The following is a 13,331-nucleotide window of genomic DNA, read 5'->3' as shown; positions in this document are numbered from 1 at the left end:
CCTTCGATTGAGGACGCTTCGCAGTCGATACCGGCGACGGAGCCTCCTTTCCCACGCGCCGCTAGCGGTTACGCCTGCATCAGATGGTCGCGAAGCCAGGGCAGCAGATGTTCGAAGTCCGCGGAATGATCCTCGAGAAGGCCGATCAGGAAATCGTTTGCCTCATGCGGATCGATCGAGATCTTCCAGCCATTGAGACGGAGAAAGACATCCGTGGCAAAGAATGCGACTCGTTTGTTGCCGTCGATGAACGGATGGTTCATCAGAAGCGACTCGAAGAGCGCAGCGGCCATTTCTGCGAGATCGCGGTAGTAGCCCGTGCGGGGGCGATGGAGCGCGCTTTCCAGCATTCCCGGATCGCGGATCCCGGCTCGTCCTCCGAAGACTTCGATGACGCGCTCGTGGATCGTGAGGACTTCGTCGACGGAGAGGAACTCGACCCGGTCAGCGGGCAAGGAGTTTCCCGAGCTCCTCGTTCTCGGCGATCGAGTCTTCGAGATGATCGAGCACCACCGGCCGGACGCGGCGACGCCGGACGTAATCGCGGATCGCCTCGTCGAGCAGACCCGAGAGGTTCTGGTGCGACTCGTCCGCAAGCTCCTTGAGGTCTTCCCAGGTCTGCTTCTGAACGACCGAGCTGATCTTGATCGCGCTCATCTTGACATTTCAAGATACAGCCTGATGCCCCCAAAGGCAAGGTGTCGGGTGCTTTGCGTCGATGTCGGCAAAGAGTTGGTAGCCCGTACGGGATTCGAACCCGTGTTACCGCCGTGAGAGGGCGGCGTCCTAGACCCCTAGACGAACGGGCCATTCGTGCGCCTGCAACGGTGACGGTTAACTCGCCGTCCCGTCGGATTCATTCCAGTACTGCGACGGATTCACTGAGATGATCTGAGACAACCGCCGTATCAGCCCTTCTGGCCTCAGAAGTCCCGAATGGATCCCCCGCTCTCACGGCGGTAACACGGGTTCGAATCCCGTACGGGCTACCAACTCGGCGCCACCCACCTCAGTCGGCCATTGCTGCGGCAACGATCGAGGGATCGATCGAGCGCTCGACGAACTCCCACACGGCGAGAGCTTCCGCGTCCTCGGCGATCGGGCCCGCGACGCCCTTGATCATCGGATGACCCATCGCGGTCTTCGACCGTTCCATCCACCGCGACTTTTCGACCGGGTTGGATCGCAACATGTCGCGGATGCAGCGGATCAGCGTCAGACGTCCGCCCGACTCCTGATCGAGACCCGGTTTCGGCTCCGGAAGTTCGAATCGTGCGAAACGGCTTTTCAGCAGCAGCGAGGTCGTGTCTTTCGAGCAGCGGTCCATCTCGGCCAGAAGGCCGATCGCGGCGCGCATCATGCCGTGCATTTCCTTGACGAAGATCCCGGCGTCGTAGCGGTAGTTGTCCTTCCCCCAGACCGCTGAAAGCCTTCGCCAGACCACGACCGAGTTGACCTCGATTGAGAGATCGCTCCCCTCGGGGACGAACCTGAGGCGGGCTTCGGTTCCAGGGTCGAGCCTCGCGGCCGTCTCCACCCGGGTTCCTTTCGAGGAGATGTCGACGATACGCACCTGGACATCGCCGAAATGACCATGAACTCCGCCTGTCACTCCGTACCGTGCAGAGCCCCGAAGATCCTCGACCCGGCTTGTTCTCCCCTCGCGTACGAGCTTGTCGAGAAGAGCCTCGACCTTGTTCGAATCGTTGAGGATCCTGACGCCGCTCTCGAACGCGACGGTCGAGACCGACGGGTGGCACCAGACGAGCTCCGTTTCGCAGGAAACGCCACCTTCGAGGTGGAGCTGTGCGCGGAGGCCGGGCTGGAGCTTTTGCGGGTGGCGCAGCCTGGCGCCGATCGACGACAGGTCGCCGATCTGGACGGCGTTCGCCCCGAGCAGGGCATCGATCGGCGGATCGATCGGGTGGCGCTCCAGCGTCCTCTGGTTCTCCATACGTGGCCGTACCCGTTCTGGTGAATGTTGGTTCACGACGATTCGGGAGTGAAATTATCCCGAAAGCCTGCCGGACGCAATGTGACGGGTGTCACAATCGAAGAAGAGGCGAGAGGCGAGGGGCAAGCGAAGGAACGGTCGAAGGCAGGCGAGAACCGATGGTACGGACTAGCCAGAGAGGTGGCGGAGCGAAGAGCGGAGGAGCTCGGAGAACTCCGGCTCGGAATCGAGATCCGCGGCAGCGGCCTCGACCGCCTTTCTCGAGAGGGTGTCCTTGTAACCGAGGTTGACCAGTGCGGAGACGACGTCTTCGGCGAGCGAGGAGCGCCCGACGCCTGACGACGTTGTCCGGCCCTCCGGCAGACCCGGAAGGTCGAGCTTGTCCTTCAGTTCGAGACAGATTCGATCGGCGGTTTTCTTGCCGACCCCCGGGATCGCGTTGAGCCGCTTGCTGTCGTTGCTCACCACGGCGTCGATCAGTTCGTTGACGTCGATGCCGGAGAGGATCGACTGGGCGAGCTTCGGACCGATTCCGGAAATCGTGATGAGTTTCTCGAAGACCTGCTTCTCGCGGCTGGTCGCGAAACCGTAAAGCGCGAGGATGTCCTCTCTGACGTGCGTGTAGATCTCGAGACTGGCTTCCTTTTTCCCCTCGATCACGTAGAACGTCGACAGCGGAATGTGGACGAGATAGCCGACGCCGCCGGCCATTACGACGACCCGGTCGGGCTCGAGACGGGCAATCGGGCCGTTCAGCGATGCGATCATCAGTCGATCTCGAGAACCGCGAGGAAGGCTTCCTGCGGAATCTCGACTTTCCCCACCCGCTTCATCCGCTTCTTCCCTTCCTTCTGCTTCTCGAGGAGCTTCCGCTTCCGGGTGATGTCACCGCCGTAACACTTCGCGATGACGTTCTTTCGGAGGGCTTTGACCGAAACGCGTGCGACGATTCGATTTCCGATCGCGGCCTGAAGAGCCACCTCGAACATCTGGCGTGGAATGAACTCCTTCATCTTGTCGACGAGTTGCTTGCCTCGTTCGTAGGCCTTGTCCTTGTGAACGATGAGGCTGAGCGCGTCGAGGGGCTCTCCGTTGACGAGGATGTCGAGCTTGACGAGATCGCTCTCGCGGTAGCCGACGAAGTGGTAATCGAGCGATGCGTAGCCGCGCGACACGGACTTGAGCTTGTCGAAGAAGTCGAGGATGACTTCACCGAGGGGCATTTCGTAGACGATCATGACGCGATTGGAGGAGACGTACTCGAGCTTCTTCTGGATGCCGCGGCGCTCGGTTGCGAGAGCGAGAATCGGTCCGACGAACTCATCGGAGGTCATGATGGTCGCCTCGATGTAGGGCTCTTCCGTTTTCGCGATCGATCCCGCATCGGGAAGCTTTTGAGGATTCTCGACGACGACCAGGTCGCCGGAGGTCGTGGTGACCTCGTAGCGGACGCCGGGGGCGGACGTGATCAGCTCGAGATCGAATTCGCGTTCGAGGCGCTCCTGGATGATCTCCATGTGGAGGAGTCCGAGAAAGCCGCACCGGAATCCGAATCCGAGCGCACCCGAGGTCTCGGGCTCGAAGCTGAAGGACGCATCGTTGAGCCGCAGTTTCTCGACGGCATCCCTGAGATCGGGGTAGTCGTCGCTGTCGATCGGAAAGATTCCGGCGAAGACCATCGGTTTGACGTCCTCGAACCCGGGCAGCGGCACGACCTCCGCCTTGACCTCGGTGATCGTGTCACCGATGCGCGCCTGGACGATGTCCTTGATGTTCGCGCCGATGAATCCGACCTCGCCGGTACCGAGCCGATCGACTTCGATCGGCTTGGGAGCAAACATGCCGAGCGTCGAGATCTCGTAGCTGCGGCCGGTCGAGACGAAGCGGATCTTCATTCCCTTCCGGAGCTCTCCGTCGACGACACGGACCAGGATCATGACTCCGCGATAGGAGTCGTACCAGGAGTCGAACAGAAGTGCGCGTGGCGGAGCGTCGGGGATTCCGGACGGAGCGGGGATCTCTTCGATGATTCGCTCGAGGATCTCGTGGATTCCGGTGCCTGCCTTCGCCGAAGCGAGGATGGCGCGATTTCCGTCGATGCCGACTACGTTGGAGATCTGTTCACGGACGCGATCCGGTTCGGCGGACGGAAGATCGATCTTGTTGATCACCGGGATGAGGGTGAGATCGTTATCGATTGCGAGGTAGGCGTTGGCGAGCGTCTGCGCCTCGGGCCCCTGGGTCGCATCGACGACCAGGATGGCACCCTCGCACGCGGCCAGGCTTCGGCTGACCTCGTAGGTGAAGTCGACGTGGCCTGGCGTGTCGATCAGGTTGAACGAGTAAATCTCTCCGTCGTCGGCTTTGTATTTGATCGTGACCGCGCGAGCCTTGATCGTGATTCCGCGTTCTCGCTCGAGGTCCATGTCGTCGAGCATCTGAGCGCCCAGCTCGCGTTGAGTCACCGCGCCGGTGGTCTCGAGAATCCGATCGGACAGCGTGGTCTTTCCGTGGTCGATATGCGCCACGATCGAAAAGTTTCTGATATGCGACTGGTCCGGCATTCGGTTCAGTTCCACTCCGTGCGATTGAGATGAGCGACGTATCTGGTCGTCCGATTCCAGATCCGCGTCGGGAACCGGCACGAAAGATTGGCAGCCATCGGACGCCCCATGGCGCCGGGGCCGATGAAAGTGATGGTCATGTGGAAGTATCCGCCCTCGAAGGCGGATGATACAGGAGGGAAACGGATCGCAGCAGGATGAAGCTCCCTGGGGGCGACAGGCGTGCTCAGAGGCTCGTGGGTTGGTACTGAGCGATAGGAATGAACCCAGGGAGCTCCATGCTGCCGCGATTCGCTTTCAAAGAATCCGCCGTTCGCCGGACACAAAAAAAGGGGCGGTACGCCCCTCGCTCTCACGTCCAACGTTTGTCCTTACTGGTAAGGCTCTCACAGAGAGAATAGAAAAGCAAGATCTGGATTGGTTACTTCTTATACCAATCGGTGTTGATCTCCCGGTACTTCTCCCACTTCTCGGGAAGGAGATCTTCCGGGAAGATTGCCTGGACCGGGCAGGCGGGCTCGCACGCGCCGCAGTCGATACAGACCTCGGGATCGATATAGAGCATTTCCGTCTCCGCGAAGCCGTCTTCATCCTTTCTCGGGTGGATGCAGTCCACGGGACAGACATCGACACAGGATGTGTCCTTGGTGCCGATGCATGGTTCGGCGATGATGTAGGTCATCTGGGGTCGAGGTCCTCCAAAATTTTCCGCGCGCAGATTCTACCGCGTCAGGCGGATTGCTGCCACGGGTCGATCGAGACGATCTCGTAGTCGATGCCGAACAGAGAGACCCGGGAGCCGACCGGTTGTCCCAGCAGCTTTTTGGCCGCCTCCGACTCGAGCGAGTAGATCGCTTTGTCCGGATCCGACTCCCACGGCCCGAGTATCGAGATGCGGCGCTCTTCGCCGGCGGGGTCCTTCAGAAGAAGGCTGGTGCCGGGTCGCGCCACGCGCGTATCGATGGTCGCGGGGTCGAGGACACGCACTCGGCTGAGCTCGGCTGTGAGCGCGGCGACACGGGATGCGAGATACTCCTGGCGATCGCGGGCGGCCTTGTACTCGAAATTCTCCCGGAGGTCGCCCATCTCGCGCGCTTCCTTGATCTGTTTGAGAGTTGCGGGGATCTCGACGTTTCGGATCCGTTCGAGCTCGTCGCGTTTCTGGGCGATCGAAGAGGCGAGAGCGACGATCGGCTCGTCGTCTGGGACGTCGCGGACTGAAGGATGCTTCATCTCGATCGCCGCTTTCAGCCCGTCGCGACGGAAGGGCTCGAGCTGACCGAACCGGTCGAGCGCCGCGTGCAGGCGCCGCGCTTCGTCCGGCTGATCCCGTTCTCCGACGATTCGCATTGCGAGCCGGCCCTTGTCGAAGAATTCCTTGACCTTGAGTCTTTCCGCCGGCGGCATCTCGGAGCTGAGCAGCTCGTTGAGCTGATAGATCATGTTGTAGTCGGCACGCTCGGGGAGTTTCGAAGCGGAATCCGCGCGATTTGCAAACCACATGAAGGCGCGGGGAAACCGGCGAGGGTAGCGTAGCGTCTGCTCGACTACCCGACGTGCGACCGCCTCATGGCCCCCTTCGTCGAGGAGCGTGAAGATCAGTGTGAGAACTCTCGAGTCGGTCTCGCTGAAGAAGATCTCCTCGAGGGCGCGTGCGGGGTTCTCCGAAATCTCGGCGATGCGTCCGATCGCCTTTTCCCGCAGGCTGCGGTCGGTGATTCCGGAGGTGATGCGAGCGGGGGGGATATCGAGGAGAAGCTGGTCGGGATCGAGCTCGGTGTCGTGCTGACCGGGAAGCTTTTCCAGCGTCGCCAGAATCTCCCAGGCAGCTGCAGGATCTCGTTCCGCCAGTTTCTCCGCATCCCTGGCCAGAATGTCTGCCATCTTGTCGGCGACCTCGGCGTTACGGCCGCTTTCCCTCCGGGCGATCTTCATCTTCTGAGCGGGTTTTGCCTGGGCGAACCGCGCCAGGACCCGCTCGTCGGCTGCCTCGGTCGAGGCTGCCCACGCGTAGGTCGCCTTCGCTCCCTTTCCCGACATGACCACGCGCGGATTTTTTTTCGCGGTTGCCCACCACGAGGTCCATTTGCTCGCCGGAAGCACGGAGAGCATCGCGTCCTTGAGCTCGGACTGGGTCATCGGTCGGCCAAAATCGGAAAGGACTCTCCCGATGAACTCCCGGGGCGAATCGGCTGCCTCGCGCCGGACCGCTTCCTCGTCGGTGAACCGGCGCCGCAGAACGTGGGATTCCGAGACCGGTTCGAGGAACCTCGGGGCAGCGCCGAGCGGTACCGGAAAATTCTTCTCGCTCTCGAAGTCGAGCCGCGCGACGCCGAGCTCCGGATTGAGCTCGGTCACGATTCCAACCCCCCGACCCGTCATGAAAAATGTCTCTCCGGGCTCGTAGTTGAGCCAGCTCTCGATCTTCGCGGCCTTGTCTGCCGGGTTGTCGCCGTCGAGACCGACGACCTTCACGACCCGCTCGTAATTCTTTCGAGCCCCCCATCCCTTTTCGAGGGTCTCGACGATGTCATCACGCAACGATGCCGGTCGTTTCGAGAGCCGGGCGAGCTCCTTGAGCGTCTCCAGCCGTTCGTGCCAGAGCTCCTTTTCCTTCTGTGCTTCGGCCAGAAGCTCGAGCAGGGTCTCCGACAACGCTCGTTCACCTGCTTTGCGGAGAATCTTTCCCGCTTCGAGAAAGTCTGCGGTTGGTGAGGGATCGCGCTCGACGGCCTCCATCCAGGCGGATTCCACCTTGTCGGTCTCGCCAGCATCCACGAGGCCACGAACGGTTTTAGACAGATTCAATGAAACCTCCGATACGTCAAAGGGTCTGGACGTAGATTCACCACTTCAGGGCTCGATAAATTCCTGACCGGGCGAATTGCAGAGGGCGCGGTCATCCCTTCGCAGACTCGAGCTCTTTCAGGATCTTTTCGTGGATGCCTCCGAACGCTCCGGACGACATGGCGATCACGACGTCACCCTCTTCCGCGGTGCGTCCGACGTGCCGTGCGATTTCGTCGAAATCTTCGATCTGACGCGCATCGACTCCGGCGGAGTTGAGATCCTCGAGTATCGAATCGACCGACATCAGACTCTCTGCCGGGTAGCTCACGCCGTAACGTTTCTTGTGGAAGATCGGCCCGAGGATGAAGCGATCGGCTTTCCGGAACGACTCGCGATAGCCTTCTTCGAACTGTTTTCTCGCGGAAGTTGCCGACCGGGGCTCGTAGAGAGCCCAGATGCGGCGGTTCGGGTAGGTTTTTCTCGCTCCCTCGAGCGTCGTCGCGATCGCGGTCGGGTGGTGGGCGAAATCGTCGATGACGGTCACGCCGCGCACGATCCCCCGAACCTCCATTCGCCGCTTGATTCCGCGAAATGTTTCCAGCCCCTCCTGAAGAACCTCCGCCTCGAGACCGCGGCGCCGGGCGATCGCGAGCGTCGCGACCGCGTTGAGCACGTTGTGGATTCCAGAGATCGGCGCGCGCAACCCGGCCCACTCCTTTCCTTCCCATAGGATGCGAAACGACGCCCCCTCGGGACTGAGGTCGATATCGGTGACGCGGACATCGCAGGCCTCGGACTGGCCAAACGTCAGCCATTCACCGCGCGCATATTGCCGCAGTCCCTCGACGTTGTCGTCATCGCCATTCGCGACGATCAGATCGTCTCTGCCGGTCTGTTCCACCGCGGCTCGGAACGAGGCGATGATCGTATCGAGCGAGTCATAGATATCGGCATGATCGAACTCGATGTTGTTCAGCAGCAGGCTGTCGGCATGGTAATGGAGGAACTTCGGGCCCTTGTCGAAGAACGCCGTGTTGTACTCGTCGCCTTCGATGACGAATTCCGGCCCTTCGCCGAGCTTGAAGTTGTGGCCGAAGTTGACCGGGATGCCCCCGACGACGTATCCGGGATCGCGTCCGGCAGCTTCGAGAAGCCAGGCCATGAGCGACGTTGTCGAGGTCTTGCCGTGGGTTCCGGTGATCACGATCGAGTGTTTTCCGTGGATGAAGAGCTGGTAGATCGCCTCGGGCATCGACGTGTAGGGGAGGTCGTTCTCGAGGACCCGTGCGGCTTCCGGGTTGGTCATGGCAGCCGCATTTCCGACCACGACCAGGTCGGGGCGGAACGTATCGAGGTGCTCGCCCGTATACCCTTCGAGGATCGGGATGCCGAGACTCTCGAGATAGGTCGACATCGGGGGATAGACGTTCTCGTCCGAGCCCGTTACCTCGTATCCGCGCTTCTGCAGCATGCCTGCGAGCGAGGCCATCGCGGTACCGCAGATACCGATGAGGTAGACCTTTTTGATGTCGTTGAATGAGGTGATCCGTGGCAATTGAAGCTCCTCTCGGGAAGATGCTCGTCGCGGAGCATGCTCGAAGCAAATCCCGTGCTTCGTTGGGAATAGCGTTGTTTTGGGGGTCGTTCGAACGAGCGACCGAACGGTTCTACAAGTAAGGAGGATTTTCTGATGCAGTCGAAGTCTGTGCGTACGCTGTTCATGCTCGCGCTCGTGCTGATGGTCGCCACCGTGGCGCTCGCCGAGGCGAAGATCACCGTCGAGAATCCCGTCAAGGATTTCGGCACAGTTGCCAAGGGCGAAACGCTCGAGTGGACCTTCAAGGTGAAAAACACCGGAGCGAACGATCTCGAGATTCTGAAGGTTCAACCCGCCTGTGGCTGTACGGTTGCGGATTTCGACTCCGTCATCCGCCCGGGTACCACCGGAGACATCAAGGCGGTCGTCGATACGAATGCGTTCAACGGTCCGATCAGCAAGAGCGTGACGATCACCTCGAACGATCCGACTACGCCGACGACGATGGTCACGATCAAGGCGGTCGTGCAGCCCTTCGTCGAGGCCTGGCCCGCCGGCTTCCTTCGCTACAACATCCTCCAGGGGCAGGCCGACAAGCAGAGTGTGGTGATCTTCTCCGAGGAGGAGACGCCGTTCGAAGTCACGCGGATTGAAGTGCCCGGTTCGTGGGCGAAAGCGGAGTTCGAGAAGCTCGGCGAGGCGGATCGCGTCAACGCTGGCCGGAAGGGGCAGAATCAGTACCGGGTCGACGTGACCGTGGGTGGTCCCGACGTTCCGGTCGGACCGCTGGTCGACAAGATTTACATCCACAGCAACTCCGTCAGACAGCCCGTCTACACGCTGAATCTCTCCGGCATCGTCCGCCCGAGCTACAACGTGATGCCGACAGTGCTCAACTTCGGTGAGGTCAACAGCGGTGACGTAGCCTCCTCGCGTGTGGTCACGGTGATGTCGAATGATCGCGAGGCGCCGGGTTCGTTCATGATCGAGAAGGTGGAGTCGACGATTCCGGGAGTTCTCGTGGTCAACAGCCGCGCAACCGACACGCCCGGCCGTTACGAGATCGAGGTGCGGGTTCGCGACGGAGCAAAAGCAGGCAACGTCGATGGCCAGCTCAAGATCTACACGACCGACATGGGGACGCCGGTTTTCACGCTTCCCGTCAAGGGAGTCGTCAAGGGCTGAGCGCCAGTGACATCAGATTGATTCACCCGGAGGGCGGTTCGAACGAACCGCCCTTTCTATTTTCCCGACCCCGTCCCCGAGTCTTTGAGAGGAGCCCCCCATGAGATCCAGTCCCGATGCCATCCTTCAGGAACCGATCACCCGTTATCTCGATGCGCTTCTTCCCCCGGCGGATCTGCTGCTGGCGAAGATGGAGAAGTTCGCGAGCGAGCACGGTCATCCGATCGCCGACCGTGACGTGGCGCGCCTGCTGGAGATTCTCACGATCGGTTTCCGCCCGAACCGGGTCGTGGAGGTCGGGACCAACATCGGCTACTCGGTCGTTGCAATGGGAAGGCATCTGCCGGCCGGCGCCGTCATCGAGTCGATCGAGATCGATCACGACACGCTCGAGGATGCCCGGCGTTTCATCGATGAGGCGCGTCTCGAATGCACCATCGAGCTTCACGAAGGCGCTGCACTCGACGTTCTTCCGGGGCTCGCCGGCGGGATCGATCTCGCCTTCATCGACTGCGTCAAGACCGAGTATCTCCAGTACCTCGAGCTGTTGATCCCGAGGATGCGCCGCGGTGGAATGATCGCGCTCGACAACCTTCTCTGGAAAGGGGAAGTGGCAGGAACAGAAAGAAGCGCCGAGGCGGAGGCGCTTCACGAGGTCAATCATTTCCTGATGAAGGATCCCCGACTCACCTCGGTCGTGGTTCCGATGAGCGACGGAATCGGATTGGCGGTCGTCGACGGCTGAACCCGGCCGCGGGTTCCGCGGTGTCAGATCTTTTCGAGCGCAGCCTTGAGATCCGCCTGACGGGTAGGCTTTGAGAGGTAATCATCCATACCTGCGGCGAGACATTTCTCCCGCTCACCGGCGACGGCGTGAGCGGTGAGCGCGATGATTCGAACCCGCCGCTCCGGTCCCTCGTCCTGACGGATCCGCATCGTAGCTTCATAACCGTCGATGACGGGCATCTGGCAGTCCATCAGAATGACGTCATAACTCTTGCGGGAGAGCGCTTCCAGCACCTGTTCGCCATTGCCGGCGACATCGGCGGTGAAACCGAGAGCCTTCAGCTGACTGAGAGTCAGTTTCTGATTGAGCGGCTTGTCCTCCGCGAGAAGGATACGCAGCTCGGTGGTTCGCGCAGGGCGAGGGGTGGACGCGTCGGGGGGCGCCACAGTCGTGGTTCTGACTGTTGGGGCTGATGGTTCGTAACCCTTTGCCACCGAAGCGCCGATGCGGGCAGCGAGCGCTGCAGAGAGTCTGTCGAACAGCTCCCACTGTTCGACGGGCTTCGAGACGTAGCCGGAGATCCCGTGAGCGCGGATCTTCGTGTCATCGAGCGACTCCCCGAGAGGAATCATCGTGATGAGGTGGGTGTCGGCAGTCGCCGGATCGGATCGGATTTTTTCGGCGACTTCGATCCCGGTTTTGTCGCCGAGCCGGTAATCGAACATGAACAGATCGTAGGGTTCGCCGAGCGAGGCCTGGCTGTTGAGCCGCTGAAGCGCCGATTCGAGAGTGGTTTCGAGCCTCGGCCTGACGCCCCAGTCGGCGAAGTAATGTTCGAGAATTTTCCGGCTGGTGTAGGTGCGGTCGAGCACGAGGACCCGGAGCCCGGGAAAGCCTCTCTTCCTCGCGGTCACCGAGATCGAATCGCTCGAGAGTTTCTGAAAAGGAATGTTGAACCAGAATGTCGATCCATCGCCGACCTTGCTCTTGACGCCGATGGCGCCGCCCATCAGCTCGACGAGCTGTTTCGCGGTGGCGAGGCCGAGTCCCATTCCGCCTTGGGCACGGCGTACCGAGTCGTCGACCTGAGTGAAGGGATCGAAGAGGCTCCCGAGCTTTTCCTGTGGAATCCCGACTCCCTTGTCGGCCACTTCGAATCGGACGATCGAGTGGGTGGCGGTCTCGTCGGCGACTTTTGCAGAGACCGTGACCTTCGTGTCCCGGTTGAACTTGACGGCATTCGCGATCAGGTTCCCCAGAACCTGTCGGACTCGTGCAACGTCTCCCCGGAGGACGAGCGGGAGGTCGTCTTCGATGTCGAGCTGGAGCCGGACGTTCTTTTCGCTCGCCATGATGTTGGTCACGTCCACGAGCCGTGTCAGGGTCGTCCGCGGGTCGAAGTCGGCTTCGGTGACCGACAGATTTCCGGACTCCAGCTTCGAGACGTGGAGAACGTTGTCGAGAGTGGTGAGCAGTTGCTCGGCGTTTGCGAGCGACGTCTGTGCGAGATCCTTCTGGTCGTCGTCGAGGTCGGTCGAGAGGAGAAGCTCCGTCATTCCGATGACGATGTTCATCGGCGTCCGGATCTCGTGAGACATGTTCGTGAGGAAGCTCATTTTCGCGCGTGCCGCGGTCAGGGCCTGATCGCGCGCCTTGCCGAGCTCCTTTTCCGTGCCCACGCGGTCGGTTACGTCGCGGAAGATGACACGGATGAAGCGGGTCTCTCCGTCCTCGACCTTCGGAATAAGGGTTCCTTCGACGATGACGACCTTTCCATGCTCGGTCACGAAGGTGGTCTGCACCGGTTGCCGGATCTGGGACTGGACGACTCCGCTGAACGTTTCGCGAAACTCGGGGAGGTCGGCATGCCCGACGAGATCGAAAATCGATCGCGGATGATCCTTGGGTTCGAAAAAGCCTAAATGCTCGGCTCCGGCCTTGTTGAGATTGAAGATCCGCCCATCGGCGAACAGCGTCATGATGATGTCGTCGAGGCTCTCGAAGAGATCTCTGATGCGGTCTTCGCTCTCTTTGAGCGCTTCGCGCGTCAGCTCTTCGGAACGAACCGCTTCCTCGAGCTGCGCGATGCGCCGGGCGTCATCGAGCTCGCGGATGGCCAGGGAAGCGATGGTCGAAAGATGCTCCACCTGCCCGGACTCGAGCTGCCTCGAAGTGGTGTCGAGAACCTGGAGCGCGCCAATTCTCCTACCGTCGGTGGTCGTGAGCGGGAACCCGCCGTAGAACCGGATGTATGGCCTTTCCGTAACGAGCGGGTTCGATCGCGCCATCTCGTCGGCGGTCGTGTCGCCGATCAGGACCGGCTCGACGCTGTCGATTACACGCGGGATGAACGAGCTCTCGAACGGAATCTTCGAGAGGTTCCACCGATAGTTCGCGAGTACGACCTCCTGATCCTTCTCGAGGAGGCTCAAAAGCGCCACGGGGGTCCGGGCGACGCCGGCTGCGAGGCTGACCAGCTGGGTGAGCGACGGGCTTCCAGCGAGAGCCTGTCGGTTGTATCGCCCGAGTGCCTCGAGACGCTGTTCTGGAGATGTCGGAACTGTCATGGGAGCG

The 13,331-nt window shown here is 61.1% G+C and carries 11 protein-coding genes and 1 tRNA gene; 2 read left to right on the top strand and 10 right to left on the bottom strand.

Going from position 1 to position 13,331, the window contains the following annotated elements; translation table 11 throughout:
- Positions 1-68 precede the first annotated feature (68 nt).
- The 9 genes from KY459_04740 to mpl form a co-directional block, all read right to left on the bottom strand.
- Positions 69-455, bottom strand: coding sequence for a type II toxin-antitoxin system death-on-curing family toxin (locus tag KY459_04740; GenBank protein MBW3564010.1), 387 nt, complete (start codon positions 453-455; stop codon positions 69-71).
- Positions 445-657 (bottom strand): hypothetical protein, encoded by a 213-nt coding sequence (locus tag KY459_04735; GenBank protein MBW3564009.1) that lies wholly within the window; start codon positions 655-657, stop codon positions 445-447. Before KY459_04735 ends, KY459_04740 begins: the two co-directional genes overlap by 11 nt.
- A gap of 76 nt (positions 658-733) precedes the next feature.
- A tRNA-Glu gene (locus KY459_04730) sits at positions 734-809 on the bottom strand.
- Positions 810-1,009: 200 nt separating this feature from the next.
- A complete protein-coding gene (locus KY459_04725) occupies positions 1,010-1,954 on the bottom strand; it encodes a PilZ domain-containing protein (GenBank protein ID MBW3564008.1) in 945 nt (314 codons plus the stop codon).
- A gap of 168 nt (positions 1,955-2,122) precedes the next feature.
- Positions 2,123-2,722, bottom strand: a complete 600-nt coding sequence (gene ruvA / locus KY459_04720; GenBank protein MBW3564007.1) for a Holliday junction branch migration protein RuvA — start codon at positions 2,720-2,722, stop codon at positions 2,123-2,125.
- Positions 2,722-4,518, bottom strand: a complete 1,797-nt coding sequence (lepA, locus tag KY459_04715; GenBank protein MBW3564006.1) for a translation elongation factor 4 — start codon at positions 4,516-4,518, stop codon at positions 2,722-2,724. Before lepA ends, ruvA begins: the two co-directional genes overlap by 1 nt.
- A gap of 421 nt (positions 4,519-4,939) precedes the next feature.
- On the bottom strand, positions 4,940-5,200 hold the full coding sequence (locus KY459_04710; protein MBW3564005.1) for a ferredoxin family protein: 261 nt from the start codon (positions 5,198-5,200) through the stop codon (positions 4,940-4,942).
- A gap of 47 nt (positions 5,201-5,247) precedes the next feature.
- Positions 5,248-7,326 (bottom strand): GreA/GreB family elongation factor, encoded by a 2,079-nt coding sequence (locus KY459_04705; GenBank protein ID MBW3564004.1) that lies wholly within the window; start codon positions 7,324-7,326, stop codon positions 5,248-5,250.
- Between the two features lie 91 nt (positions 7,327-7,417).
- Positions 7,418-8,863 carry a UDP-N-acetylmuramate:L-alanyl-gamma-D-glutamyl-meso-diaminopimelate ligase gene (mpl, locus tag KY459_04700; GenBank protein ID MBW3564003.1) on the bottom strand — a complete coding sequence of 482 codons (1,446 nt, stop codon included), beginning with the start codon at positions 8,861-8,863 and terminating at the stop codon, positions 7,418-7,420.
- Between the two features lie 135 nt (positions 8,864-8,998).
- On the opposite strand from mpl, the gene KY459_04695 reads away from it, so the two are divergent.
- Both KY459_04695 and KY459_04690 read left to right on the top strand, forming a co-directional pair.
- On the top strand, positions 8,999-10,030 hold the full coding sequence (locus KY459_04695) for a DUF1573 domain-containing protein (protein ID MBW3564002.1): 1,032 nt from the start codon (positions 8,999-9,001) through the stop codon (positions 10,028-10,030).
- A gap of 100 nt (positions 10,031-10,130) precedes the next feature.
- Entirely contained in the window at positions 10,131-10,775 is a 645-nt protein-coding gene (locus tag KY459_04690; GenBank protein ID MBW3564001.1) for an O-methyltransferase, read from the top strand.
- A 23-nt stretch (positions 10,776-10,798) separates the two neighbouring features.
- Here the strand turns inward: KY459_04690 and KY459_04685 are convergent, their stop codons facing one another.
- Positions 10,799-13,324, bottom strand: a complete 2,526-nt coding sequence (locus KY459_04685) for a response regulator (protein MBW3564000.1) — start codon at positions 13,322-13,324, stop codon at positions 10,799-10,801.
- Positions 13,325-13,331: the final 7 nt, after the last annotated feature.

The organism is Acidobacteriota bacterium, from assembly GCA_019347945.1.
In the GTDB taxonomy this organism is placed as follows: Bacteria; Acidobacteriota; Thermoanaerobaculia; order Gp7-AA8; family JAHWKK01; genus JAHWKK01.
This window is presented reverse-complemented; position numbering and strand designations above follow the sequence as displayed.

Bases quoted from the DNA above. Each gene is read 5' to 3' on its own strand.
- KY459_04725 (MBW3564008.1), bottom strand. From the start codon at position 1,954: ATGGAGAACCAGAGGACGCTGGAGCGCCACCCGATCGATCCGCCGATC.
- KY459_04690 (MBW3564001.1), top strand. From the start codon at position 10,131: ATGAGATCCAGTCCCGATGCCATCCTTCAGGAACCGATCACCCGTTAT.
- lepA (MBW3564006.1), bottom strand. From the start codon at position 4,518: ATGCCGGACCAGTCGCATATCAGAAACTTTTCGATCGTGGCGCATATC.
- KY459_04710 (MBW3564005.1), bottom strand. From the start codon at position 5,200: ATGACCTACATCATCGCCGAACCATGCATCGGCACCAAGGACACATCC.
- KY459_04685 (MBW3564000.1), bottom strand. From the start codon at position 13,324: ATGACAGTTCCGACATCTCCAGAACAGCGTCTCGAGGCACTCGGGCGA.
- KY459_04735 (MBW3564009.1), bottom strand. From the start codon at position 657: ATGAGCGCGATCAAGATCAGCTCGGTCGTTCAGAAGCAGACCTGGGAA.
- ruvA (MBW3564007.1), bottom strand. From the start codon at position 2,722: ATGATCGCATCGCTGAACGGCCCGATTGCCCGTCTCGAGCCCGACCGG.
- KY459_04695 (MBW3564002.1), top strand. From the start codon at position 8,999: ATGCAGTCGAAGTCTGTGCGTACGCTGTTCATGCTCGCGCTCGTGCTG.